Source organism: Leclercia sp. UBA5076, from assembly GCF_002416465.1.
In the GTDB taxonomy this organism is placed as follows: domain Bacteria; phylum Pseudomonadota; class Gammaproteobacteria; order Enterobacterales; family Enterobacteriaceae; genus Enterobacter.
Genome location: NZ_DIAO01000012.1, coordinates 67688 through 92171, shown reverse-complemented (window position 1 = coordinate 92171; position 24484 = coordinate 67688). Strand labels below are relative to the sequence as shown.

Below are 24484 nucleotides of genomic sequence, written 5' to 3'. Positions count from 1 at the left end.
ATCCTTATTGATTGTTTTGATATCTGAAATGGATAACCGTAGCCGAGGGGGATGCCTCCCGCCACAGTGAAACGTGCGATTTTCCGCCCTGCTCGCGCAGCCAGCGGGCATAGAGTCCCTCCAGCACCGCGCTGAAGGCGTGGTTCCAGGCCATCTGCTTTGCCTCTTCAGGCGGCACCGGCAATGCCGTATGCACGATGCGGATCGCCGTGTCGCTGGCATCAATATCAATATAGCCCCAGTTAAAGGCCGCCAGCCGGGCGTTGATCTGCTCTTCGAGTTCGCCCACCGTGTGCGCCAGCGTCAGCGGGAAGCGCTCGCCCAGGGCGTCGCCCATCTGCACGAGAAAGGCGCGGCTCTGCGCCTCGCCGACGTTCGCCACCATCGTCTCAACCATCACATGGATCAGTCCAAACCAGCCCGACTGGGACTGTTGATGCTGGTAATAGTGCAAAAGCTGTTGATCGTTCATTACTTGTTCCCCAGAAGGTAGCGGAAGTAGAGGCTTGCGGTGCTTTCGTTGTAATCACCGAAGGTGTCATACCCAATCTGCCCGCCGATGGTCATATCTTTGTTGAGTTTGTAGTCCGTGGACGCGCGCAGGTTGTAGCCCAGGCCGTTTTCGCTGTTGCCTTTGTAGAACGCCTCTTTGGCGAAACCACGGGAGACGTAATCTTCCAGCTGGCGCTGCATGGCCGCGTCCGTCGGGAAGTACGGGCTCTCATCCTGGGAGTAGGACTGATAACCAATCGACGCGCCTAACCCCAGGTTCCAGTTGTCATATTTCTGGGTGTAATCCACCGGGAAGGAGACGCTGATATAGTCCTGCGGACTGAAATAGCCCCCCTGCCCGTAGCTGAAGTAGCTCAGGTTTTTGTCGAAGTTCATGTAGTTCATGTTGATGCCGGCTTTCAGCTCGCGGTCGGCGGCGTAGTAAGGGCGGAAATAGACCCCCGCAGAGCCGGTGACGCTGGTGTTGCTCGGCACGTTCTCCCCGACATAGTCGTACACGCCAAACCCGGCGTAGAAACCTGCATCGGTATTGTCATAGCTCAGCTGCGCGCTGCCGCCGTTTTTGGTGACCTGGCCCCACTTCTTGCCGCTGTATTTGTCCTCAACGCCAACATAGGAGAGGAGGCTGTCTACCACCGCACGACGCTCGCCGGTAAGCACCAGCTTGAGGTAATCGGTCAGCTGGGGCGACCACTGGATCCCACCCACGACGGTATTCAGATCCTGGCCCAGCGGCGTGGAGCCAACGTCAATTTTGTATTGATCCCCGGTGAGCGCCATCGCCACTTCCACACCCTGGGCGCTTTGCGAGCCCTGGGACGGCACCTTGATTTTGTCGATATTCGGCAGCTCAGGCGGCGTGGTGGTGGAGGCGTTATAGAGCTCTTCGGCCACGCCGCCCTGAATCAGCGCCCCGGTACCAAACCGGCGACTGGATTCATCGGACGAGGTACCCGCATCGAGGCTTATCGGCGTGACGTTAACGTCCAGGCGGGAATCACCGAACGGCACGGTGGACCACTGCAATGGCGCCTTGATCTCGGTGAGCTTGCTGAGCCCATCTTCGCCGTCACGCGCGCGCAGGGAGGTTGATCCCCGCGCCCAGGTGGCGGTTTTATCCACCAGCATCTCCATCATGTTATCCACCTGGCGCAGCGTACCGGCCTGGGCGGTTTCCACCGGCAGATCGGTGCGCACAGTACCCGGCGGCGCGGTCTGTGGATTACGCGCCAGCTGGGCCACCTGCCACGGCATCGCCTGGCCGTAGAGGGACGGCGACGCCGCCACCTCGCCGGTGCTGGAGGTACCCACAAACGGGTTGTCGGCCAGTGCCAGGCCGCCCAGCATTGGGGCGGTTTCACCGGTGTTATTCTGCAGGCCGAGCAGCTTGCCGCGCGCGGTGCGCAGATAGCTCATCGCCTGCTGATGGTTACCTTCCGCCTCGGAGACCCGCGCCAGCAGCAGCAGGCGCTCCGGCGTACCGTCGTTGGTCAGCCCGGCGCTCAGCTGCTTCGCTTTATCGACATTTTTGCTGGCCAGGGCCACATCGATCGCCCCGGCCCGCGCATCCTGCTGCGGGGTATCGCGGGTCATCAGGTAGTCGTAGACCACCCCTGCCTCTTTATTCATCTTGCCGGACTGATAGACGCGGGCCATCGCAAACATCAGATCGGTGTTCTGCGGATCGTTTTGCATGGCGCGGATCAGCTTGTCGTAGGCCGCGGCATAGTTGCCCTGGGTGCGCAGACGATCGGCCTCGTTGATCACGTAGCCGTTACGAATGCTCGCCAGCTGGGTTGGCGTACTGCGGGACTGCAACTCCGGGCTGGCAAGCCAGGCCTGGGCTTCGCTGCCCAGCCCCGCCTGATTGAGCACCGCCACCTGATCGGCATAATCCCCGGCGTTACCCTGCACGCCGCGGCGCATGTTGTCGTGGACCACGCTCACCGCAGTGGTGACATCCCCGCTCTGGGCCAGCATCCGCGCCAGCTTGCCCGCATCCGCCGGGCTTTGTGGCGGACGCGCCGCCAGGGCTTTCAGGGTGTTGGCCGCCGCGGTGCGATCGCCCTGCGCCAGATAGCGCTCGGCGACGTTCATCTGCAGGTTGTAGTTGACCCGCTGCGACAGCTCGCGCATATCGCGATTCTGGCTGGAGGCTGGAATGCGCGACAGCAGGGTTTGCGACTGCTGCCAGGCGTTGTTTTCACTGGCGAACAGCGCGGCAGCGTAGAGTTCACTGTTGCTGGCGTTCGGGCGGAAGGCCGGTGCCATGGTGTTGGCCGCCTCTGCGTCGCGTCCCTGTTTCTGCAACAGACGCGCAAGATCGAGACGCAGCCAGGGATCGGACGGATAGCGGGCCGTCCCCTGCTGCAACAGCGCAATGGCGCGCTGCGGATCGCCGTTGGCCGCCGCCTGCTGCGCCTGACGACGCAACGGATCGGTCGGGTTGCCGCCGGAGACGCGCGGCTGGAGCCTCGCCTGCAGGCTGGCCGGCAGGGTCTGCAACATCGCCTGGGCTTCGGCGGTTTTGTTCTGCTCGCGCAGGACGTAGTAGAGGTTTTCCCGCGCCGCGCCGTTGTTCGGCTGCTCGGTCAGCAGGCCGCGCAGGGTCTGCTCCGCCGAGGTGTAATCTTTGTTATGCCGCTGGACGTCGGCGCGGAACAGCTTCGCCGCCGCCCCCTGTTCGCCACTGCGCTGGGCGAGCGGTGCGCTCAGGGCCAGCGCCTGGCTGACGTTACCCTGTTTGTAAGCCGCCTGCGCCTGGGCCAGCTGGCCGTAAAACTCGGCATCCTGCGCCTGCTGCTTGCGCTCCTCAGAGGCGCTTCCGCCCAGGCTTGCCGCACGGTTCAGGTACTGCGCGCCTGCGGCGTAGTCGCCCTTGCGCAGGGCCACGTAGCCCATCCCGGCCAGCGCGTCGGCATCTTCCGGGTTGGTCTTCAGCGCCTGCTCAAACTGGCTGCGGGCGGTGTCGGTATTGCCGCTGTTCAGCGCCACATAGCCTTCGCCTTTGGCCGCCCCGCCGATGCTTTTACGGAAGTAATCCTGCACTGCGGTATCGGTGGGATGGCGCTGGAGGTAGGTCTGGTAATAGGCTTCGTCACCCGCCTGCGGCCCCAGCCAGAGCAGAGCCTGACGCAGGGATTTATCCGCGTCCTGACTGCCGCTTGCCAGATCCTGGAGAATATCCATCCCCTCGCGGCGGGTGCTCTCCTGATAGGTGAGCACTTTGCCCAGCGCAATTTTGACGTTGTTATCCTGCGGGTACTGCACGCGCAGCTGACGCAGCTCGCTTACCGCCTGCGGATAGAGGGATTTGTCCCCCGCCATGGTCAGATAGTATTCCGGGGCCAGGCTCGGCGGCGGCTGGTTGCCGGTAAACAGGCTCTGCCAGGTGCTAAGCGCGGTGGGAATATTGCCGCTGCGCGCCTGCTGGCGGGCCAGCTCCAGCTGCCCGCGCGGCACCTGCTGCATCTGTTTGGCGTTATCCAGCGCCTGTAGATTCGCATCCTGCGGCGAGACCGCCGTTAAGCGCTCACGCCACTGCGCGGCCCCTTTCATGTCCCCAGCCTGCTGTGACCACAGCGCCATCAGGTAGAGCGCCTGGGTGTTGTTGGGGTCCACCATCAGCACTTTTTTCAGCGATTCCATCGCCAGGTTATCGTGAGACTTTTCGTGCCAGTAGTTCGCCTGGTCGAACAGCGCTTTCAGCGCCGGGTTATTGGCCGACTGCGCAGCATCCGCCGCCTGGGCGCCCTGAAGGCCCCCGAGCGCCAGCCCGCTGAACAGGCAAAGCACAGGCAGATGTCTGGCGGTTTTGTTTTTATTTTCCATAGTGTTACCACCCTTACTCACGATCTGAATCCTGTGGGTTAAGTCGTTTATGCGCGCGTTTTTTCAGTAACGAGTAGAGGCTCAGGCCAATAATCGTCGCGAACAGCAGGCCAAAAATTGCCAGCATGGCGGAGTGCTGCGTGGCATACCACACCACCATCATGTACCAGGGCATCTGGCCGCTCGGGAACTGCGGGCCGACGCGGAAGCTGCGCACGCCGTTTTCATCGGTGATGATCGCCGTATCGCCGCGGATCCCGGCGTTGATGCGGGCCGAGTCCAGGTCGTTATGCAGACGCGAAAGCTGTTGATCATTGCTGCCAATCGCCATCACCACCAGACGTTCCGGGTTCCACTGGGAGCGGAAGCTGACAAAGCCGCGCCAGGATTCGTTCGACGAGAAGTAGCGGTCGGCATCGACGCCCGACGCGTTCCAGTCGCCCTCCAGCAAGCGCTGCGCTTTTTCCAGCATCTTCGGCTCGCGCACGCCAAAGGTGTGCTCGTTGCTGATAAACGGCGACTGGGCCAGCAGCGCGCGGTTGAAGGCGGTTTGGTCCAGCGTGGAGACCGCCAGCACATCGCTTTCACTGAGGCGCAGCAGGTTCGCCCCGCCAGAGGGCAGACCGAACATCACGCGGTTGTTGTTCAGCGCGGTCCCGGTGGCGTTCCCGGAGCGGGCGGCGAGATCCAGCAGCGTGCCAATCTCGCTTTCGCTCGGGTTTTCCGGCAGGAGTAATACCGTCTGCGAGAAGTCCGCCAGACGGGTGAACGGGAACGAGGCGCCGACGAAGTAAGAGAGATTTGGCAGCAGCGCGAAGTGGCGCGAATTGCTCAGATCGATGCTGGAGTCTTCGTCGATACGGCTCTTGATGTTGTTATTGAGCAGCACGCTGCACGGCGCGTTCTCTTTGGTCTGGATGTTGAAATAGAGCTGCAGCTGGTTGTCGCCGTAAATCAGATAGGGCTCCAGCGGCATGACAAAGTTCTCCTGGCGCGCATCGCCGCCGAGCTTGTGCCACAGCCCTTCCAGCAGGCCCTGTTTATTTACCGGCAGGTTACGCAGGAAGGTGCCGTTAAAGGTCATCGACAGGTACGAACGCTGTTCGTCGATCCAGCTTTCGGACGGGAAGCGATAGGCTATTTTCAGCGGAATGGTGTCGCCATCCCACATGAAGAGATCCGGTGCGGCGCGGAAGCCAAGGGTCAGCGGCTCGTGCCAGATGCCGGTTACCGTCAGGCTCTGATCTTTACGCATCAGCTCGCTCAGCAACACCGGGCGGTCGGTGGCGATCCAGCGCGGGGCGTCATAAGGCTTGCTGACCGGGATGTTCTGGGCCTCCACCGGCAGGCTGGTGGTCTGGCCGCTGAACTCTCCGCGGGTCAGACGCCACGCGGCGCTTTTCAGTTGCTGCTCGTTATTGCCCACCACCAGCAGCAGTTTGTAGATCGGGTTGGCCGGGTTATCCACCACCTGGAGCATCGCCCCGTTAGAGGCGGGCAGCGTCAGGCCGCCAATCGACTCGCCCGGTTTGCCGAACAGGATGCCGTTTTTCTCCGGCAGCTGATCATGCAGGGCGTCAAACGAAATACCGCGGTAGTCCGCTTCGATCCCCAGCCACGAGGCGATCAGCGCCGCCGCGCCCACCTGCTCCGGCAGGGTTTTGGCCGGGAAGGCGAAGGTCAGCGTGGTCGGCGTCATCTGCATCTCATCAAGGAACGGACGCGGGAAATGGCTCAGATCCGCGCCAATGTTCAGCTGCTGCGCCTCCAGGTCGAGACGCGTGTTCGGCATGATGGTGACCTGATAATTGTCCGACAGATCCCGCTGGCACAACAGGGCGTCGCCGTCGTTGATTTTGAAGCTGATATTGTTGCGCGACACCACCATCGCCGCCGGGATCTCAAGCTGATAGCTCGACACGTTGCTGTCGGCAGAGCCCAACGGCACGGTTCCCAGCGGCTGGCCGTTAAGCATCAGTTGCAGGGTGGTATTACGGGCCGCCATCGCCGGAGAGACCTTCAGGTTCAGCTCCAGCTGGGCATTGGTGATCACCTGGTCCGCCGAGAGGGTGAAATCGATCCCCCCCTGAAGCTGCCCACCGCTTAACACCACACCATTGGGCTGCCCCATCTGGGCAACGGTGATGCTGCTGCTGGTGCCAGGGGTGATCCCCATCGGCACCGGAGAAGCAGGAACGGCGTCGGGCGTCACCGGCATGGCATCCGGTGCCGGGCTGGCAGCCGGTTCCGCAGCCGCCTCTGCCGCCGGCGGGGTCTGGAAAGCGGGCAGCGTATCGGGTGCAGGCAGGGAAGCCGGCGCCGCATCCTCAGTGGACTGCGCTGTGTCCGTCGCGGGCGGGAAATCCACCGGCAGCAGCGATTCCACGGTGGTCGGCTCTTCCGCCGTCACCGGCTGCGCCAGGACGCCAAATACAAACAACATCTGCAGCGCTTTGCGGGTCATCCCTTTCATACAGCGGTATCCTCGGTGGCGTTATTCCTGCGCCCTGCATCCTCATGGCGTTGACGACGCTTATTACGACGGTCTTTCCAGGTCAGCCAGAACAGATCAAATACGCTGCGAATAATGATAAACAACGAGCGGAACGGATTGTCCTGCGGCTTAGGCGGGTTGATCCACGCATCGGCGCGGGCCAGCACCACGCGCACCAGCTCGCGGCGGCGCTCCAGCGGGATCTCGGCAAACATCAGGCGAATGTATTGCTCATCGTGGGCAATGACGCTCACCGGAATACTGATCGCCCCGGATTGCAGCTGTAGCTCAATCTCTTCGATCTCATCGGTCAGGTGACGGTCGTCCACCACCGCAATACGGCAGCCGCCCATGGAGAGATCCAGGGTATGGCTGCGCGAGGAGATGCCGCTGGCGTAGTGGATCACCACCGGCACGTTGGCATCGATACGGATCGTCTTACGCGTCTGGCGGGTTTCCCGCGCCACGGCAATGGCCGCCAGCAGGAAGATCAGGCTGTAGATACCCCAGCCGACGTTCAGGGCGATAACCATCGGATCGACGTTGAAATAGTCATGCGCGACGGCGCGCGTGATCCCGGCGACAACCCCTGCCGCCAACAGCACCGCAATAATCAGGTGCGGGCGGACAATGCTGAAGTCGAAATAGCCCACGTCCAGCAGCGCGCCTTTATCGGTTACGTTGAACTTGCCGCGTTTCGGGAAGATCAGGGTAATCACCGTCGGCAGCACCAGATGGAAGGCCAGCACGAGGTCATAGATCTCCCCCCAGAAGCTGTAGCGGAAGCGCCCGTTGACCCGCGAGTTCACATAGATGCAGAGGAACAGGTGCGGCAGCATATAGGCGAAAATCAGGCTCGCCGAGGAGTGGATGATGTTCAGGTTAAACAGCAGGTAGGCCAGCGGCGCGGTGAGGAACGCCACGCGCGGCAACGCAAACTGGAACGAGAGCATGGCGTTGAGGTAGCACAGACGCTGCTGCCACTTCAGGCCGCGGCCCAGCAGGGGGTTATCGACCCGCAAAATCTGCGTCATGCCGCGCGCCCAACGGGTACGCTGGATCACGTGCACCACCAGGCGCTCCGTCGCCAGCCCTGCGGCCAGCGGAATATTCAGATAGGCCGACTTCCAGCCCAGGCGCTGCATCTTCAGCGCGGTGTGGGCATCTTCGGTAACGGTTTCCACCGCAAAGCCGCCAATCTCTTCCAGCGCGCTACGACGGATCACCGCACATGAGCCGCAGAAGAAGGTGGCGTTCCAGTTATCGTTACCGCGCTGGATCTGCCCATAGAAAAGCTGCCCCTCGTTAGGGATATCGCGGCCTGCGGAGAGGTTACGCTCGAACGGATCCGGCGAATAGAAGTAGTGCGGCGTCTGCATCAGCGCCAGCTTCGGATCCTGCAGGAAGGCTCCAACCGTCGCCTGCAGGAAGATACGCGTCGCCACATGGTCACAGTCAAAGACGCAGATCAGCTCGCCTTTGGTGAGCTTCATCGCGTGGTTGAGGTTGCCCGCTTTGGCGTGGGAGTTGTCGTTACGCGTGATGTACCCTACCCCGACGTTGGCGGCAAACACCGCGAACTCGCTGCGCTTGCCGTCATCCAGCAGATAGATCTTCAGCTTATCCGCCGGATAATCCAGGCACTGCGCCGCCAGCACGGTATCGCGCACCACGTCCAGGCTTTCGTTATAGGACGGGATATAGATATCCACCGTCGGCCACTGCGACATATCATCCGGCAGCGGCACAATCTTGCGCTGTAACGGAAAAAGGTTTTGCAGATAACTCAAAATAATGGTTATCCAGATATAGAGTTCGGCGAGAAATAACCCGATCCCCAGGATGGCCTCAATTTCGGAATTAAAGTGCAGCGTCTGCGTGGCCCGGAACCAGATATATCGTGTGGACATTAACACCGCCACGATCATCATGATTACCGATACGCGGTGATGTTTGCTAAAGCCGAGCAGCAGCAGCGCCCCAATGCTGATTAAGCCGAAGATATACTGCTTCTGGCTATCCATTGGGGTGATAATAATGAGCACGGCGATAGGTGCTAAGACCAATAGCAGTAGATAAAACAGCGCCTTTTTCATAGGACGTCCCTGGAAATTGTCGTCAGAAACTGGAGGTTCTCAGGTTGGCGTGTACGGCGCCGTCCCCCACCTGGATACCCAAAATGCCCGCGATACGCTTACTCACCAGCTCGATATCGAACGCCGCCGCCGAGGTGGCGCTGAAATCCAGTATCGATTGCTGTGAGGCATTGGCCTCAGGCACGCTTTCATCCCGGTTGATCACACCAAGCAGGCGATCGCCGAGGCGTTGCTGTAAGAAGGCGGTGACGTCACGGCTGATATGGCGCCGGTTGTCACTCTGGTTCACCAGGAAATAGTATCCGGCCTTGTTGTTCGGCGGTTCGCCGCCGGTCAGCCGGTGGTTTTCAATGTGTGGCAGCAGTGACAGCGATGCGGTGTCGGCAAGCAGGGTCACCAGGTGCAGATCGGCCAGCGGGGAGATCGCCTTCAGCGCCGGGTTCGGCCCTGGCGGGAAGTCGGCCAGAATAACCAGCCCCGGATAGTTCAGCAGAGAACTTAACCCACGCGCCAGGAAATTGCTGTCGCTGGTGAGATTATGTTCAAAGATCAGGCGCTGCTCTTCCGTCACTTCACCTTAGGGCAGGACAAACATATTGTTGCCCGCCGTCAGCACCGACTGGCTCCAGTCGGCGGATTCATTGGCGCGGGCAACGTAGCCGCGTCCGTCAGATAACGGCACGCCAAAATGCAGACGCAGCGCGTTCTGTACGTCGAAGTCAATGGCCAGAACTTTACTGCCGGAACGTGCCAGAGCATAAGCGAGGTTGGCCGTGACCGTAGTTTTCCCGACTCCGCCTTTTGGCGAGCAAATACACACTAACGGCATGAAGCGATTCTCTCCAGGAGCGGTTGTAACGGAAGATCTTTCACCGGATGGCTGGCACGTTCAGACGCTTTGGTGGCGAACAGCTGCTCAAAGCGCACCGGCTCTGCAGGTTTAGGCGCAGGGGTAGCGTGCGCAATGGGCACTACCGGCGCAGGCGTAGCACGAAACTCAGGTTGCGGCGCAGGCGCCTCTTTCACCGGCGGCTGGCTTGCCACCTCAGGTTTAAGCTGTTCGAACAGCGAGGGCGCAGGCTGCATCGGCGCCTCTTTTTCGGTGCGGTCAACATTCATGCTTTGCATGATCGACGGCGAGGAAACGGCAGGCGCCTTCGTCAGACTGGCAAAGGCAGCATCCAGCTCACCGGGTTGCACTGCCTGGGGAACCGGTACGGCGACGCTGCCCGCTTTCGCCAGCGCCGCGTCATTATTCACACCTGCCAGCTGGTTGATGATCGCCCAGCCGCTACTGGAAGCCTGCTTGTTTTGCGCAGACAAGTCCTTGAAGTTGATGTCACCGGTGCGCGTTTTATCCTTGAAACGCTGCAAATCATCATAATTTTTCATGGCATTACTCGTGATTTACAAGTCAGTATTATTTGTTTCCTGCATGACTTTGCCAGGGACAACCTTTTTGTGGGAATACGAACGTGTAAAGGGGATCAGTGATTAACAACCGCCATAAAGCATTCCCTTTACGGGTAGTCATATTTGCTTAGTAAATATTCTAATGCATATTACGTAGAGCTAATACTATGTACAAGCTTATCGACAGATCGCGTAATTTCTCCACTTTCTGCCAGCAGCAACCCCCAACATACAGATAAAATATCGCTCCATGTCGCCCAGGCGAAAGATTAATCCAGCAAAAATATAGCACGCAAAGCTTAATATCGACAGGAAACTATAAGCAGGGTTTATGAAAAACAGGATAAAGGGGTGAGTATGGCGGGTGCACGGCAGCCTGGCGGGTAATGGGAAAGTTGCAGATAAATAATCCCGGCGCAGGGGCCGGGACTGAAGGAGATTACAGGGCAGTCTGTCCATATTTTGGCGAACGAGGCCCGTACAACAAGCCGCCAGGCCCTGCGCTGAACAGACGGGCGCTGGTCACCTGAGCGACATCATACGCTTTATCGGTTGCCGAATGCGCAATCTGGGTCACCGCCGCGCTGATCAACATACCCAACAAGCCACCGCCAGAATTACTCTGACCCTCATTGCTTGAAGCCGTGGCAATGCCTTTCCACAGCTCTTTCCCGGTGCGTAAATCCACTAACCGCGCCGCTGCGCTCACGCGCGTCTCGCTGCTAATCACCTGGTATGAGGTGCCGTAATCGGTGAGGGTGATGTACATCACCGCATCAGCACCAAAGATCTCGTGCAGTTTTTTCAGCGGGATCGCGCTGATATCGTCCGGATTGGTCACGCCGTTTTGTTTAAACGTCTCTTCCACCACCGCAACCGGGAACACGTAGTAACCGGACTCGGCAAGCGGCAGAGTGACGCTGCTCAGAAAGCCGTGACTGGCGTTCACGTCCGGAGAGGTATTTTTTGGCGGCAACACCAGGATGCTGCGTGGTTTGCTTTCCCGAAAGGCAGAATAATCAGCGGGCGGTGTTTTATTGGTGGAGCAACCCGTAACGATCAGCGTCAGTGCCAGGGTAAGGAGGGCTGAGATTCCTTTCATGTTACGTCCCTTTATTTTTTCGTGGTCAGGAAATGAATATACGAAGCCGATTCCGGATACTGCGTTTTTTCGGCATTAAACTCGGCCATCGCCAGCTCTCTGTTACCCGTATTGCTGTAGAGCATTCCCAGTTGGGCATGCACGCCGGGTGGAACAGGCTTGCTGCTTGCCCGTGACGCGTCGATTAGCTTCTGCAGGGAAGCAATTTGCTCCTGCGGGCTGGTTTTACCGGTGAAGTAGTCATAGACCGATGTCTGATAATCCCCCCACGTATAGTTCTTTTGCGGCGTATTGGTTGCACAACCTGCCAGGAGCAGTAGTGCTGCGCCAGTAACGAGCTTATTTATAGTTGCCATCATCAATTCCTTTTAATGTGTATTTGACGGGTTCCAGCCGCCGTTCTCCGTCCCGGCAACCAGATTATTAACCGCTTCGCGAATGGCGAGATCCAGCACTTTGCCGTTGAGCGTAGCGTCGTAACTGGCGGTGCCGCCAAAGCCGAGTACTTCACGATTAGAGAGCGCGTATTCACCTGCTCCCTGCGAGGAGTAGACCACTTCAGAGGTGCGGACATTGATCACATTCAGGGCCACTTTTGCATAAGCCACCTGTGATTTCCCGCGCCCCAGAATGCCAAACAGCGCCCTGTCGCCGGTCTCCTTACGGCCAAACTCCGTCACGTCACCAGTAATGACATAAGTTGCCCCTTTCAACTGCTGGCGCTGACCACTGATGCCGGACTCGGTTTTAATCTCTTCCATGTTCGCGCGATCCAGCACGTTGAAACGGCCTGTTTGCTGCAGGTGAGTAATCAAAATGGTCCTGGACTGGTTCCCCAGATGGTCGACACCATCGGAGAATATTCCATTCATATAGCTGGAGCGGTTATCAAACTTGCCGACCGATATCAGGCTGCGCTGGCCCTGCCAGGCGGTGTTATAGGTGGCGACTTTCGCGACTTCGACGGAACGGGAGGATTCCGTTGCACATCCTGTCAGCAGTAACGCGCTCAGGCAGAGCGAACTGATTAGTCCTTTTGTTATCATGCTATTCAAATTTCCTTATAATAAAACAGGCTAATTAAAAAAATTATTAGCGCCTCTCACTGACAATCATTTTCTATAAATCAAACCATGAGTCACTGGTTTTTTCATGAATACCAAATTGATTACTTCCTGTTATTCTCCTGACGCATATTTTTATTGGGGCATCTATTATGACAGGTGGCAATTTAATTACCTTATGTTGGTAACATTTTCAGATTATTTTGGGGTTTGCTTTTTTTCATTTAACAATAAAGATGCTGTGCCGATTTTTTTATAGGTGCTGACTATCATCAGGTTGTGCTGTCCGCGTCGCGCTGTTCTGCCTGGATTTATAATCGTTGCTGTCCTGCTGGCTACGCATCAGGAGGTCGCGTCCGATATCGGCCACGATGGTGTTACCGCTCACGTGCGCGCCGTCGAGGATGGCATCGCGCCCGCTGGTCATCGAGACCGTGCCGCCGCTGTCGAGGGTAGTTTCCGTCCAGGCAGTACCGTTACCCTTCTCATGGCCCTTCGCCGCATTCACATTGGCAAAGACGCCGATACCGTAGCCGCTGGTGCCGCCACCGATGCTGACCCCCACGCCCGATACGCGGTTTTATGCCCCGCGTTCCATTTTTACCAAAGCTGTTAAAAAGCCTGTATCTGCATGTCCATCTGGTATTCATTCAGCCCCTGCCTGCGACTGAACGGTAACTGGCTGGCAGAAGCGGGATTCAGCACCGACACGCCGGTCATAATCAGCGTTGAGCAGGGAAGACTGGTGATCGAACCGGTTAAGGGCTGACAGGTAAAAAGATCCCGGCGCTGAGGCCGGAAATTTCGTTATTTCAGAACATAATCAAATTTATCATCCCAAGAAAATTTAATATCCTGCTGCTTAGTTCGCTCAAAGATTTGAATGATTTTGTCAAAACATACACCAAGACGTTGACTCGATAGTTCCGAATGTAGCCATATTATTTTGACAGGTCTTTCCACATCCGTACTTAACCTATCCCATAACGCATCCAGATTTTTCCCGTAGTATGGGCCAAAATCTAATAGTTGAGCGAGAAGACTGTGAAAGTCAGATTCCGTATGTATATTTTGTCCATCCAATATAATTTCGTTGTCAGTCATTTCCACGTACCTATTGAAGTCGCCGTTCTATAATGATCTGTGGTGATGTAGAGAAGACCATCATCGGAATATAAAAGCCTTGTACCTGCTTGGTTGCTGCGTGACATTGTGTTGCTCAAGCCGACATCGGCTTCGTGCCATACACGTCCTGGTGCAGAAGGAAGTAAATTGGTCGAGTTCTCAAATACATCCCCTCCTATCTGTCCATTTGGAGTTGTATTATTTAATGCTTTCCCTGGTTTCCACCCATTAGCCATGGCCTCTGCTTTATTTACATAGTTCTGAGGCAACTGCCCTGTGTTACGTAAACTATCCACAAGTTCGTTTGCTGCTTCAGTTGTTTTCAGATCCATCTTCAACCCAGCATAGTTTGCCGCGTTGTGGGCTGCATTAGCCGCCACAGATTCAGCTTTCGCCGCAATGGCTTCTGCAGTCGTTTTCCCTATCCCTATCGCACCGGCAGCACCCACGCCACCCGGTACAATAGCTTCCGATAATTAGATACCGGCATTATTCAGACACAGCACCACATTTCCGGTATAGGCCTGGATAGCGGCCTGTGCTGCCGCGACTATCTCAGGTGTCGCAGCCGCCAGTACTCCACCACCCAGACCGGCTGGCAACGCCACCATCAGCGCATTCTGCATCGCCAGGCCCTTTTTGCAACTTTCGGAACCTGGATCCGTTGTGCAGGACATGACATTTTTAGCGCGTTCCTGCACGAATACAGTATGACCGTCTTCCGTTCCGCTCAGCAGGTTATTCTCAGCAGCATTCTTCCCTGCTCCCGCCCCCGCTGCCGCAGACGCCGTGCTGTCCCCGGCAAGCCCTCCGGCCATTCCCGCTGAAATCGTCGCCAGGGCGCTGGCCGTCTGCTTCTGCTCCTCGCTCAGCTTCGACAGGTCGGTCACGTCAGGATAAAACCCTCCACCCCGCTACCGCTTTCGCCGCAAGCTCCCCGCAGCCGCGTCCGTGGTAGCGGGAGCCGCGTTTGCGCATCTTAGGAGATTATTAACTTATGACATCAGTCGTTGCAAAAATTGCTTCTTCATACTTCTCAAGGTTATTACTTAACCAAGTCTCACCTTGCCGTATTACATGAAATTTAACCACCGCACCAAATTCATCCATCGACACTATCATATTCAGTTTTTTATCGTTTCGTTCAAGGGACCATTTATTCAAAATGGTATTACAAAACAAACAAGCATAGTCTAAGTATCGTTCAGAAACATAATCATCTATATGAAAAGAGTTAACAAAACACTCAACACCAGTCTTATCCATCAAATAGTTATCATTTGGATAGACTGTAAAAAGAGCTGCAAGAAAAAAACAGTCTGCTTGCTTTACAAAACCTTTCTCAACCCATAAACAGAGTTCTTTTGGCAATACTAAGTCACTCCAACAAGCATTACGCAATGCCTCTAACATCAGCGAATTATATATCATTTTTTCTCTCCCAAATATTGAATCATTCCTTTATCTATAGCCTTTTCAAAAGATGTGTCTTTCAATAAATTATTCACTGATTTTGGCGCGTCCGGGAAAGAATAAGTTTTAGGATCATAGATATATTTATTACCCTTATTATCTTGATAGTGCAATTTTCCTGGCCTTTGGCCTGGATTAGGATTTTCGACATCGATACGTTCTTTGCCCGTTCCTTTCCATATAGTCTTGCTGGCCGTTTGAACACCATACTGACCCAGCATAGTGCTACTGTTGCTTTTTGCTACACCACCACCACCTTTCAGCGGATCGCCATCTGCACCTTCAATTCCAATTTTCAACATCGGATTTATATCGAAGATACCGGGCTTATCCTTACTCAGCTAGTTATTCTCAACCGCATTCTTCCCGGCCCCCGCCCCGGCTGCCGCTGAGGACGTGCTGTCCCCCGCCAGCCCGCCGGCCATTCCCGCCGAAATCGTCGCCAGGGCGCTGACCGTCTGCTTCTGCTCCTCACTCAGCTTCGACGGGTCTTTTACGTCAGGATAGAGCACACCCGCGATGGCTTTCGCCGCCAGCTCGCCCGTGGCCGCACCCGCGGCACCTGCCGCTGCACTGTTACCCTGGATTGCCGCCACGGCACCGCCCAGAATGGTATGGGCCACCACCTTCGCTTCATCGCTCAGGTCGGAACCGTGACCGATACGGTAAGATTAACGCATTCCCCCGTCGCGCCATTCATCAGACATGTGTATTATTCCCTGTTGTTTTCCTGACAACTATCCTTAACTCAAATACTTAAGCGCAAAAGCGAAAAGCATCATGAGCACACCGATCAAACGGCTGGAAATCATTAAAAATGCTATCGAACTGGAAGATGACGACATCATCGAGAGTCAGCTGGCACGGTTAAAAAGCGAAGCCTTTGACGATGAGCTTCAGGCGATCGTCGTGGCGCTTGAGCAGAAAAACTACACCGGGGCGATGGCGGCCATTACCGAATGGCTACAGAGCCAGCGTGCCGTTACCACTTGGCGGGATCCGCAGCTGGCCGCCAGCAAGCTGGAGCTGAAAGCGCTGGAAGAACGCCTGCGCGATCTCATCGATCGCCGTAACGCCCGCGTCCAGCAGTTGGACGAATTTAACGATCTCTACCTCACCCGCCTCGGCCCGCTGATGAGCCAGATCCTCGCCCTGCGTAAAACCCTGGCGGAGCTGAATCTGCGCCGCCAGCAGGCGGAGGCGCGCCGCCGGGAAGCGGATTACCGCCGCTGCCAGCAGTATGTCGCCCAGGCGGTGGAAGTGCTGGCTACCCTGACCCGACACTGGCGGGATCTGCCTGCCGACTCGGTGCAGGCCGCCACGGCGCGCAAACAACTGCAGCAGCAAAGCAACCTGGTTGCCAACCTGCTGGCCGAAGCCCAGGAGCTGGAAACGGGCTTAACCCGGGAAGAGGAGCCCGCCCGCCAGGCGCGGGATGAAGCCAACGACGAGTATGAAAAATACCGCGAGCAGCAGCATGAGGCGGAGATCCGGCTGCGCAAAGGCAAAGACCTCTCCGAAGAGGATCAGAACGAGTTAAAACGGCTCTGGCGCCAGGCGAGCAAGCTCTGTCATCCGGATCTGGTGGCGGACGAGCTGAAAGAAGAGGCGAACGCCATGATGGTGCAGCTCAACCAGGCGAAGCAGCGCGGCGACGTGAAAGCGATCCGCTCCCTGGTGGCCCGCCTGCATCAGGGGCTGGAGCCGCTGATGGCCAGCGACCGGCTAAACGATCTGACGCGTATCCGCAAAAAAATGGCCCAGGTTCGCGAACAGATCGACACCCTGGTGAGCGAGCTGGCGGAGCTGGAAAAAGAGGAGTCCTGGCTGCTGGTCTCCTCGCTGAGCAACATGGAAGCCTACTTCGCCCAGCAGGAGAAAGCCCTGCACGATGTACGCGCCTCGCTGGAACATCAGGTCAGCGAAGCGCAGCTCGACGACGTGGCCTGACTATTTGGCGTGCCAGTACGCACTGGCACGCACCAGCTTCTGATCGATGGCGTCGGTTTCAAACAGGCGGCTCAGGTTTTTCACCACCTTCCCTTCCCCCGTCAGCCAGATGAAGTAATCGTCTGCCGGCACGCTGAGCGCCGCCAGACGATCCGCCACCGCCTGCTCGTTATGCCCCACCACCCAGGTGATGTTGAACTCGCTTAAGTGCGCCAGATAGTCCTGACAGGCGGCATCGCTCACGGTCACCACGGCGTGCACTTCCGGGCGCACCGGCAGCGCGCGCAGGGTCTCCAGACGACGGCGCAGGGCGGGCATGCCCGACTCATCACAGACGTACAGCTGCCAGGCGTAATCTTCCGGCACCACCAGCGAACCGCGCGGGCCGCCGATAGAGAGGGTATCTCCCGGCGTTGCCTCTACCGCCCACTGGCTTGCCACGCCGCCGTCGTGGATAAAGAAATCGAGCACCAGCTCGTGACGGGCCGCATCATACAGCGGGGTGTAATCCCGCGCCTGCGGACGGACGCCCTCACCCCACTCCACGCCCTCGTCCGTCACGACCGGAGGAACAAAGGTCGTGCCCTGTTCCGGGAAAAAGAGTTTGCAGTGGTCGTCGAAGCCGCGGGAGCTGAAGCCCTCCAGCGCTTCGCCGCCCAGTACGATGCGCTGAAAACCGGTACTGACGCGCTCCACGCGGAGCACAATCAGCTCGCGAAAGCGCAGGTCGTTGCGGACACGTTGAGGGTAGCGGGTAGTGGTCATAATGTGCCTTCGTGAAAGTGAAATCGATATATCGGAAATGAAAGTTAAATGATAATGATTGCTAATAAGCAGAATTGCAAGATTTTTTTGATATAGAAAGATTTCGCAATCCCAAAGCCAACCACACACATTAAAAACCTTAAATATTAGTAACTTAAATAAATTACGTGCGACGACGTTGCTTGTTTTTAAGATTTAGATATAAATTAGATATATCAAAAATACGGAGAAAGACGATGCGACACTCTCACGACCATGACCACCGCGATCACCCTCACCGCGGACGCGGCGGCGAACACCATCACGGCGGCCGCCGCCAGCGCTTCTTTGGACACGGCGAATTACGGCTGGTGATCCTCGATATCCTGACCCGCAACGCCAGCCACGGTTACGAGCTGATTAAGGCGATCGAGACCCTGACCCAGGGCAACTACACCCCCAGCCCGGGCGTCATCTACCCGACGCTCGATTTTCTGGAGGATCAGCAGTTTATTACGCTTAAAGAGGAGGAGAACGGGCGTAAAAAGATTGAGATCACCGTTGCCGGACAGCAGTGGCTGGATGAAAACATAGACCATCTGGAGCACATTCTGGCGCGCGTCAAAGCGCGTTGCGTGGGCTTTGAGCTGCGCAAAAACCCGCAGATGAAGCGGGCGCTGGATAACTTTAAAGCGGTGCTGGATCTGAAGGTGAATCAGGGAGAGACCAGCGACGCGCAGATCAAACAGATTATCGGCGTGATCGACCGCGCGGCGCTGGAGATCTCCCAGCTCGATTAAGCGGCGGCGACGCGGAACACTTTCACCAGCGCTTTCAGGTTCATCGCCTGCTCGTTAAGGGATGATGCCGCCGCAACGGACTCCTCCACCAGGGCGGAGTTCTGTTGGGTGGTGGAGTCAATCAGGCCAATGGCGCTGTTGATCTGCGAGATGCCTTCCGTCTGCTCATGGCTTGCCTGGCGGATCTCACGCAGGATGACATCCATCTCCTCCACGTTACCCACCATGCCATTAATCAGCCCGCTGGCTTTTTCCACCAGCGCCATCCCGTCCTGGGTCTGGCTGGTTGAGCTTTCAATCAGCTGACGAATTTCGCTGGCCGAGGTGGCGCTTTTCTGCGCCAGCTGGCGAACTTCACCGGCCACCACCGCAAAGCCGCGGCCATGCTCGCCCGCGCGCGCCGCTTCTACCGCTGCGTTCAGCGCCAGGATATTGGTCTGGAAGGCGATGGAGTCGATCAGATTGATGATGTCGGACATCCGGTTGGAGGTCTCGTTAATCAGGCGCATTTTGCTGGTGACCTGCTGCATCATCTCGCCGTTGTGTTTCACCACCCGGGCAGCGTCCGCAGAGAGGTTCGTCGCCTCGCCGGTATGTGAGGCGGTATTTTTCACCGTCGCGGTGATCTGCTCCATCGACGCCGCCGTTTGTTCAACGGAGCTGGCCTGCTCTTCGGTACGCGCCGCCAGATCCTGGTTGCCCGCCACAATCTGCGCCGCGGCGCTGGAGATGCTCTCCGAACCGGTCTGCACCTGCTGCACAATCTCCAGCAGACGGGCTTTCATTTCCATCAGCGCCGTGAGCAACTGGCCGGTTTCATCTTTCCCGTGCGAGGCAATGTTGCGGGTGAGATCGCCCTCGGCAATGGACTGGGCAAAGCCCACCGCCTCGCCCAGCGGACGGGTAATGGAGCGCACGATAAACCAGCCCATCAGGCTGCCCGCCACCACGCTGAAGAGCGTGATGAGGATCAGCACCAGGCGGTTGCTTTTAAAATCGCCCTCCACCTCTTCACCTGCGCGCTGCATCTGGGTGTTCTGGATCGCAATCAGCGCCTGCACCTTCGCCTTATAAGCCTGCTGCAGGCTGAGGGTGTTGGTCATCATCTCCTGAATCGCCCCCGCCCGATCGTTGTTCTGCACCGCCTGCAAAATGCGATAGCGGGAGTCAAGATACTGCTGGCGAACGCCGCGGATATCGGCCAGCACCTGCTGGGATTGCTTATCCTGGAGGGCCTTGTCCAGCTCCCCGAGGATCAGGGTGATACGCTCGCTGATCGCCTTCAGATGCTGCTCTGACTGCGCCGTGTAAGTGCCCTGATCGTCCAGCAGCATCAGCTGTTGGGTGCTAATAAATTCCTGAAAATTTTCGATTAACTGGTTGGCTTTTACGGTCGTGGGATAATCGCTGGTGATGATGGATTGCATCCCGTTATTTGCCCGGTTCAGGCTCAACAGAGATAAACTCGCACTTATCCCCATCAGGACAATAAAGAATCCAAACGCCAGAAATAATTTCGTGCCGATTTTAACGTCGTGTAAGAACATATTTACTCCATCGATGTGATTATTTCTCAGACGATCAGCGTTATCGGTAACTCTACCGCTAACTTTATGACTTTGATCGCTTTTTTATTTCATAATCACCGCAATGGATAGGCGCAGACTATTAATTTTAACTCATCGATCGTTATACAACCACCGGAACCGTTTTTTTGACAACGCCTCAGGGAAAACAGACGCAGGCAGAGAGAATTAACCGTGGCGATTTTTTTAATTATTTAATATTTAAGTAACAATAAATGATAAAAATAATGACAATTCGCCATAAAAAAACCGCTTACGCTGTGAAGCGTAAACGGCTTTTTTAGAACATTACTGACTCAGTGAAGGACGGTGACCGCATCCTCAAGGCGTTTAGCCCGGTGTTTCACCATCGCCGACACCTGGGCGCTGGTTTCCACCAGCGCGGCGTTTTTCTGGGTAATCGAATCCAGTTCCGCTACCGCGCGGGTCAGCTCCGACAGCCCGGACGCCTGCTCGGAGGTCGAATGGCTGATCTCCGCGATAAGCCGGGTGACGTTCTGCACTTTCTCAACAATATCGTCCATCGTGCGCCCGGCGGCATTGACCTGCTCCGAGCCCGACAGCACTTTACTGGCGCTGGCGTCGATCAGCTTGCGGATGTCGTTGGCGGCGGTGGCGCTGCGGCTGGCAAGATGACGCACCTCTCCGGCTACCACCGCAAAGCCTTTGCCCTGCTCCCCTGCCCTGGCCGCTTCTACCGCCGCATTCAGCGCCAGAATATTGGTCTGGAAGGCAATGTCATTGATCAGCTTAGTGATAGAGCCGATACGCTGGGTGCTGTCGGCAATCTCGTCCATGGTTTTGACCACGGTTTGCATCGCGTGTCCGCCTTCGGTGGCGGCGTCGCTGGCGGCGATGGAGAGCTTATCGGCGTCAACGGCGGTTCTGGTGTTGTTCTGTACGGTCATTGCCAGCTGGTTCATGGTCTCCACGGTCTGCTTCACGTTCGAGACGGTCTGGTGGGTGCGATCGTTGAGGTCGTCGTTGCCCCTCGCCAGCTGCTCGCTGCCGTCACGCACGTTGACGACCTGGCTGGAGACATCATTGATCAGCCAGCGGCACATCAGCCCGAGCTGACCGACCGCCCGCAGGGTCAGCCCCAGCTCGTCGCTGCGGTTGAGATGCTCAACGCTGTTGCGCTCGCCCGTCGCCACCTTCAGCGCCTGACGCGCTACGTTCTCGATCGGATGCACGATCTGCTGCTCAAACAGGAGCGTACCCAGCAGCATGACCAGCGCGCTGGCGCCCAGCGCTGCCCATCCCGCACCGGTGGCAAACAGGGTGGCCGCCAGCACGGCAAATAACGCGGTCATCACGCCGCGGACCCGCCAGCGCAGCGGCATCGACGGGAGTTTGCCGGTCCAGCCTCTGGCAACCACCAGCCCTTTATGCACGCGCTTTTTGCTGCGCCCTTCGTTCAGCGCCTTATAGAGCGGCTCGACAGCGGCGATCTCTTCCGGCGTGGCCTTCACGCGGATGGACATATACCCGGTGGTCTGACCGTTGCGCACCATCGGCACCGCATTCGCGCGCACCCAGTAGTGATCGCCATTTTTGCGGCGGTTTTTCACAATTCCGCTCCAGGGTTCGCCCTGTTGCAGGGTGTACCACATATCGGCAAAGGCCGCTTTTGGCATATCCGGGTGGCGGACCTGGTTGTGCGGCTGTCCTGACAGTTCGGCAAGCGTATACCCGCTTACCTGCACAAACGTGTCGTTGGCCTGCGTAATGTAGCTGTGCAGATCGGTGGTGGACATCAGGGTGGTGTCATCTTGCAGCGGGTATTCACACTGCGTGACAAACGGTTGAGGCGACATAGGCATCCCTTGCAGGTTACTTGAATGTTATTTTTGTGGCGTAAATATTTTACGGCGGTAACGAACATATCTTTAGTTGTTAAACATGCCTGAGATCGCAAAACGCCACTAAACCGCATTTTTTGTACGCTTTCTTAATCTATTGATTTCTAATGATTTCGATACGAAACTACTCCTGAAGGAGGATCCGTATCTGCTCTCTCACCGCCCTAAAACAGAGCAAATGCACTGCTAGCGGGCATCTCTGTTTCTGAAAATTCCCTGCCGCAGCGGCCAGGCTGCGCTTTTGCATGATTAAATATTGTGTAACATTATTTTAACCTGGCGTTTATCCCGATTTTTGTTAAGGCCCTGGATGTGGCGTAAAGCCTGCAATACTTAATCCAGTATCATGTGATACGCCATCCCCGGGAGCACATCTTGAACAGGTTACCTTCCAGCGCGTCGGCCCTTGCCTGTACCGCGCACGCCTTGAATCTCATTGAGAAGCGAACGCTTGATCATGAGGAGATGAAACAACTTAACCGCGAGGTGATTGATTACTTCAAAGAGCATGTCAATCCAGGTTTTCTCGAATACAGGAAATCGGTAACGGCAGGCGGGGATTACGGAGCCGTAGAGTGGCAGGCGGGAAGTTTGAATACGCTTGTCGACACTCAGGGACAGGAGTTTATAGATTGCCTGGGTGGATTTGGTATTTTCAACGTGGGGCACCGTAATCCAGTAGTGGTTTCCGCCGTACAAAATCAGCTTGCAAAACAACCCCTTCATAGCCAGGAACTGCTTGACCCCTTACGGGCGATGCTGGCAAAAACGCTGGCGGCACTGACGCCGGGGAAACTGAAATACAGCTTCTTCTGTAACAGCGGCACGGAATCGGTCGAAGCGGCGATCAAACTCGCCAAAGCGTACCAGTCGCCGCGCGGGAAATTCACGTTTATCGCCACCAGCGGCGCCTTCCACGGCAAGTCGCTCGGGGCACTCTCTGCCACAGCGAAATCCACCTTCCGTAAGCCGTTTATGCCGCTGCTGCCGGGCTTCCGCCATGTGCCGTTCGGCGATATCAACGCCATGCGCACCATGTTGTCGGAATGCCATAAAACCGGCGATGAGGTGGCGGCGGTGATCCTCGAGCCTATCCAGGGCGAAGGCGGCGTGATCCTGCCTCCGCAGGGCTACCTGCCCGCGGTGCGTAAGCTCTGCGATGAGTTTGGCGCGCTGCTGATCCTGGATGAAGTACAGACCGGCATGGGGCGTACCGGCAAGATGTTTGCCTGCGAGCACGAGAACGTGCAGCCGGACATTCTGTGCCTGGCGAAAGCGCTGGGCGGCGGCGTGATGCCGATTGGCGCGACCGTCGCCACCGAAGAGGTCTTCTCGGTGCTGTTCGATAATCCTTTCCTGCACACCACCACCTTTGGCGGCAATCCGCTGGCCTGTGCCGCGGCGCTGGCGACCATCAACGTGCTGCTGGAGCAGAACCTGCCCGCCCAGGCGGAGCAGAAAGGCGACATGCTGCTGGATGGCTTCCGTCAGCTGGGGCGTGAATACCCGGACCTGGTCCAGGAGGCGCGCGGCAAAGGGATGCTGATGGCGATTGAGTTTGTCGATAACGAAACCGGCTACAGCTTCGCCAGCGAGATGTTCCGCCAGCGGGTGCTGGTAGCAGGCACGCTCAACAACTCGAAGACCATTCGCATCGAACCGCCGCTGACGCTGACCATTGAGCAGTGTGAGCAGGTGCTGAAAGCGGCCCGTAAGGCGCTGGCGGCGCTGCGGGTGAGTGTAACTGAAGCGTAAAAACCGCCGGGCCTACAACGGCTTTGGTTTTTGTAGGCCCGGTAAGCGCAGCGCCACCGGGCGTTTTTTTACCGATGAAACTCCGCCACCGTCATGGTGAACCGCAGCACGTTTGCCCCTTCGTTCCCATAGCTGTGCGCCGCTTCGGTTTTTGCCACCGCCGACGCGCCAGCGACCACCTGCATCACGCTCTCCTTCACCTTCAACGTGAGTACTCCCGCTTCCACGTGGATCAGTTCAAAGGTGCCCGCCGGATGCCCCGGTGAGGTAAAGCACTCCCCCGGCTGCATCTCCCAGCGCCAGAGTTCAATCATATCCGGGCCAGCCGTCCCCGCCAGCAGCCGGGCGCTACCGCCCTTCTCCCCCTGCCAGAGCACCGGGATCGCCGCTTCCTCGATAATATGCACCTGCGGCTCGCTGGCGACGTTAACGATCTCCGCCACCGAGACGCCCAGCGCCGCCGCCAGCTTGCAGAGGATCGCAATGCTGGGGTTGGCGGCCCCTTTTTCGATCTCCACCAGCATCCCTTTGCTGACGCTGGCGCGGCGCGACAGCTCGTCCAGCGACAGTTTTTTCTCTTTCCGCCAGTTGCGGATACGGTTCGCGACCGCCAGGCTTACCTGGGCCACGTCTGCACCGTTCTCGGTCATTATATTGACTTTATCAGTCACTGGTC

Annotated in this window: 20 protein-coding genes and 4 pseudogenes; 4 read left to right on the top strand and 20 right to left on the bottom strand. The window is 57.3% G+C overall.

What is annotated here, in order from left to right; all coding sequences use genetic code 11:
• Positions 1 to 4 precede the first annotated feature (4 nt).
• From bcsD to B3X29_RS12065, 10 genes and pseudogenes are all read right to left on the bottom strand, one after another.
• Positions 5 to 472: a cellulose biosynthesis protein BcsD gene (gene bcsD / locus B3X29_RS12110; protein WP_103824860.1), complete on the bottom strand. Its 468-nt coding sequence runs from the start codon at positions 470 to 472 to the stop codon at positions 5 to 7.
• Positions 472 to 4344 carry a cellulose biosynthesis protein BcsC gene (locus B3X29_RS12105; protein ID WP_159339925.1) on the bottom strand — a complete coding sequence of 1291 codons (3873 nt, stop codon included), beginning with the start codon at positions 4342 to 4344 and terminating at the stop codon, positions 472 to 474. Before B3X29_RS12105 ends, bcsD begins: the two co-directional genes overlap by 1 nt.
• Positions 4345 to 4357: 13 nt before the next feature.
• Positions 4358 to 6817 carry a cellulose biosynthesis cyclic di-GMP-binding regulatory protein BcsB gene (gene bcsB / locus B3X29_RS12100; protein ID WP_159339924.1) on the bottom strand — a complete coding sequence of 820 codons (2460 nt, stop codon included), beginning with the start codon at positions 6815 to 6817 and terminating at the stop codon, positions 4358 to 4360.
• Positions 6814 to 8934, bottom strand: coding sequence for a UDP-forming cellulose synthase catalytic subunit (bcsA, locus tag B3X29_RS12095; protein WP_114316629.1), 2121 nt, complete (start codon positions 8932 to 8934; stop codon positions 6814 to 6816). Before bcsA ends, bcsB begins: the two co-directional genes overlap by 4 nt.
• 22 nt (positions 8935 to 8956) lie before the next feature.
• Positions 8957 to 9763: pseudogene (gene bcsQ / locus B3X29_RS12090) on the bottom strand (cellulose biosynthesis protein BcsQ).
• Complete coding sequence (gene bcsO, locus B3X29_RS12085; RefSeq protein ID WP_103177092.1) at positions 9754 to 10326, bottom strand: cellulose biosynthesis protein BcsO; 573 nt, start codon at positions 10324 to 10326, stop codon at positions 9754 to 9756. The pseudogene bcsQ and the gene bcsO overlap by 10 nt, the downstream one beginning before the upstream one ends.
• 460 nt (positions 10327 to 10786) lie before the next feature.
• Positions 10787 to 11449 carry a DUF799 domain-containing protein gene (locus B3X29_RS12080; protein WP_103177093.1) on the bottom strand — a complete coding sequence of 221 codons (663 nt, stop codon included), beginning with the start codon at positions 11447 to 11449 and terminating at the stop codon, positions 10787 to 10789.
• Between the two features lie 11 nt (positions 11450 to 11460).
• Complete coding sequence (locus B3X29_RS12075; protein ID WP_159339923.1) at positions 11461 to 11805, bottom strand: DUF4810 domain-containing protein; 345 nt, start codon at positions 11803 to 11805, stop codon at positions 11461 to 11463.
• A 12-nt stretch (positions 11806 to 11817) separates the two neighbouring features.
• Entirely contained in the window at positions 11818 to 12495 is a 678-nt protein-coding gene (locus B3X29_RS12070; RefSeq protein ID WP_159339922.1) for a CsgG/HfaB family protein, read from the bottom strand.
• Positions 12496 to 12808: 313 nt separating this feature from the next.
• Positions 12809 to 13081, bottom strand: a pseudogene (locus B3X29_RS12065) (hemagglutinin repeat-containing protein); the annotation flags it as partial.
• A gap of 63 nt (positions 13082 to 13144) precedes the next feature.
• On the opposite strand from B3X29_RS12065, the gene B3X29_RS12060 reads away from it, so the two are divergent.
• Positions 13145 to 13282, top strand: a complete 138-nt coding sequence (locus B3X29_RS12060; protein ID WP_156655251.1) for a SymE family type I addiction module toxin — start codon at positions 13145 to 13147, stop codon at positions 13280 to 13282.
• Between the two features lie 38 nt (positions 13283 to 13320).
• Here B3X29_RS12060 and B3X29_RS12055 read toward each other — a convergent pair whose 3' ends face one another.
• The 6 genes and pseudogenes from B3X29_RS12055 to B3X29_RS12030 all read right to left on the bottom strand — a co-directional run.
• A complete protein-coding gene (locus B3X29_RS12055) occupies positions 13321 to 13617 on the bottom strand; it encodes a barstar family protein (protein WP_103177098.1) in 297 nt (98 codons plus the stop codon).
• Positions 13614 to 14087 carry a ribonuclease domain-containing protein gene (locus tag B3X29_RS12050; RefSeq protein WP_197431825.1) on the bottom strand — a complete coding sequence of 158 codons (474 nt, stop codon included), beginning with the start codon at positions 14085 to 14087 and terminating at the stop codon, positions 13614 to 13616. Before B3X29_RS12050 ends, B3X29_RS12055 begins: the two co-directional genes overlap by 4 nt.
• Before the next feature lie 279 nt (positions 14088 to 14366).
• Positions 14367 to 14589 (bottom strand): annotated as a pseudogene (locus B3X29_RS22595) (VENN motif pre-toxin domain-containing protein); the annotation flags it as partial.
• A 39-nt stretch (positions 14590 to 14628) separates the two neighbouring features.
• The gene (locus tag B3X29_RS12040; RefSeq protein ID WP_156655252.1) at positions 14629 to 15069 is read right to left on the bottom strand and encodes a hypothetical protein; all 441 of its coding nucleotides are present in this window, start codon (positions 15067 to 15069) and stop codon (positions 14629 to 14631) included.
• Entirely contained in the window at positions 15066 to 15413 is a 348-nt protein-coding gene (locus B3X29_RS12035) for a hypothetical protein (RefSeq protein WP_103177100.1), read from the bottom strand. Before B3X29_RS12035 ends, B3X29_RS12040 begins: the two co-directional genes overlap by 4 nt.
• 42 nt (positions 15414 to 15455) lie before the next feature.
• Positions 15456 to 15734: pseudogene (locus tag B3X29_RS12030) on the bottom strand (VENN motif pre-toxin domain-containing protein); the annotation flags it as partial.
• Between the two features lie 157 nt (positions 15735 to 15891).
• On the opposite strand from B3X29_RS12030, the gene B3X29_RS12025 reads away from it, so the two are divergent.
• Positions 15892 to 17061: a DNA repair protein gene (locus tag B3X29_RS12025; protein WP_159339920.1), complete on the top strand. Its 1170-nt coding sequence runs from the start codon at positions 15892 to 15894 to the stop codon at positions 17059 to 17061.
• Here the strand turns inward: B3X29_RS12025 and B3X29_RS12020 are convergent, their stop codons facing one another.
• Positions 17062 to 17826, bottom strand: a complete 765-nt coding sequence (locus B3X29_RS12020; protein WP_159339919.1) for a siderophore-interacting protein — start codon at positions 17824 to 17826, stop codon at positions 17062 to 17064.
• 236 nt (positions 17827 to 18062) lie between these two features.
• Here B3X29_RS12020 and B3X29_RS12015 point away from each other — a divergent pair, with 236 nt between their 5' ends.
• Positions 18063 to 18605 (top strand): PadR family transcriptional regulator, encoded by a 543-nt coding sequence (locus B3X29_RS12015; RefSeq protein ID WP_159339918.1) that lies wholly within the window; start codon positions 18063 to 18065, stop codon positions 18603 to 18605.
• Here the strand turns inward: B3X29_RS12015 and B3X29_RS12010 are convergent.
• On the bottom strand, positions 18602 to 20152 hold the full coding sequence (locus B3X29_RS12010) for a methyl-accepting chemotaxis protein (RefSeq protein ID WP_103177104.1): 1551 nt from the start codon (positions 20150 to 20152) through the stop codon (positions 18602 to 18604). The two genes, B3X29_RS12015 and B3X29_RS12010, sit on opposite strands and share 4 nt — an antisense overlap.
• Positions 20153 to 20487: 335 nt before the next feature.
• Positions 20488 to 22008 carry a methyl-accepting chemotaxis protein gene (locus B3X29_RS12005; RefSeq protein WP_103177105.1) on the bottom strand — a complete coding sequence of 507 codons (1521 nt, stop codon included), beginning with the start codon at positions 22006 to 22008 and terminating at the stop codon, positions 20488 to 20490.
• Positions 22009 to 22428: 420 nt separating this feature from the next.
• Here B3X29_RS12005 and ygjG point away from each other — a divergent pair, with 420 nt between their 5' ends.
• A complete protein-coding gene (gene ygjG / locus B3X29_RS12000; protein WP_201304744.1) occupies positions 22429 to 23808 on the top strand; it encodes a putrescine aminotransferase in 1380 nt (459 codons plus the stop codon).
• Positions 23809 to 23876: 68 nt separating this feature from the next.
• On the opposite strand, the gene B3X29_RS11995 is transcribed toward ygjG, so the two are convergent.
• Complete coding sequence (locus tag B3X29_RS11995) at positions 23877 to 24458, bottom strand: helix-turn-helix domain-containing protein (protein WP_409454955.1); 582 nt, start codon at positions 24456 to 24458, stop codon at positions 23877 to 23879.
• Positions 24459 to 24484: the final 26 nt, after the last annotated feature.

Excerpts from the sequence above, each read along its gene's own strand:
- bcsD (WP_103824860.1), bottom strand. The coding sequence starts at position 472 with ATGAACGATCAACAGCTTTTGCACTATTACCAGCATCAACAGTCCCAG.
- B3X29_RS12105 (WP_159339925.1), bottom strand. The coding sequence starts at position 4,344 with ATGGAAAATAAAAACAAAACCGCCAGACATCTGCCTGTGCTTTGCCTG.
- bcsB (WP_159339924.1), bottom strand. The coding sequence starts at position 6,817 with ATGAAAGGGATGACCCGCAAAGCGCTGCAGATGTTGTTTGTATTTGGC.
- bcsA (WP_114316629.1), bottom strand. The coding sequence starts at position 8,934 with ATGAAAAAGGCGCTGTTTTATCTACTGCTATTGGTCTTAGCACCTATC.
- bcsO (WP_103177092.1), bottom strand. The coding sequence starts at position 10,326 with ATGAAAAATTATGATGATTTGCAGCGTTTCAAGGATAAAACGCGCACC.
- B3X29_RS12080 (WP_103177093.1), bottom strand. The coding sequence starts at position 11,449 with ATGAAAGGAATCTCAGCCCTCCTTACCCTGGCACTGACGCTGATCGTT.
- B3X29_RS12075 (WP_159339923.1), bottom strand. The coding sequence starts at position 11,805 with ATGGCAACTATAAATAAGCTCGTTACTGGCGCAGCACTACTGCTCCTG.
- B3X29_RS12070 (WP_159339922.1), bottom strand. The coding sequence starts at position 12,495 with ATGATAACAAAAGGACTAATCAGTTCGCTCTGCCTGAGCGCGTTACTG.
- B3X29_RS12060 (WP_156655251.1), top strand. The coding sequence starts at position 13,145 with ATGTCCATCTGGTATTCATTCAGCCCCTGCCTGCGACTGAACGGTAAC.
- B3X29_RS12055 (WP_103177098.1), bottom strand. The coding sequence starts at position 13,617 with ATGACTGACAACGAAATTATATTGGATGGACAAAATATACATACGGAA.
- B3X29_RS12040 (WP_156655252.1), bottom strand. The coding sequence starts at position 15,069 with ATGATATATAATTCGCTGATGTTAGAGGCATTGCGTAATGCTTGTTGG.
- B3X29_RS12035 (WP_103177100.1), bottom strand. The coding sequence starts at position 15,413 with ATGTTGAAAATTGGAATTGAAGGTGCAGATGGCGATCCGCTGAAAGGT.
- B3X29_RS12025 (WP_159339920.1), top strand. The coding sequence starts at position 15,892 with ATGAGCACACCGATCAAACGGCTGGAAATCATTAAAAATGCTATCGAA.
- B3X29_RS12020 (WP_159339919.1), bottom strand. The coding sequence starts at position 17,826 with ATGACCACTACCCGCTACCCTCAACGTGTCCGCAACGACCTGCGCTTT.
- B3X29_RS12015 (WP_159339918.1), top strand. The coding sequence starts at position 18,063 with ATGCGACACTCTCACGACCATGACCACCGCGATCACCCTCACCGCGGA.
- B3X29_RS12010 (WP_103177104.1), bottom strand. The coding sequence starts at position 20,152 with ATGTTCTTACACGACGTTAAAATCGGCACGAAATTATTTCTGGCGTTT.
- B3X29_RS12005 (WP_103177105.1), bottom strand. The coding sequence starts at position 22,008 with ATGTCGCCTCAACCGTTTGTCACGCAGTGTGAATACCCGCTGCAAGAT.
- B3X29_RS11995 (WP_409454955.1), bottom strand. The coding sequence starts at position 24,458 with ATGACCGAGAACGGTGCAGACGTGGCCCAGGTAAGCCTGGCGGTCGCG.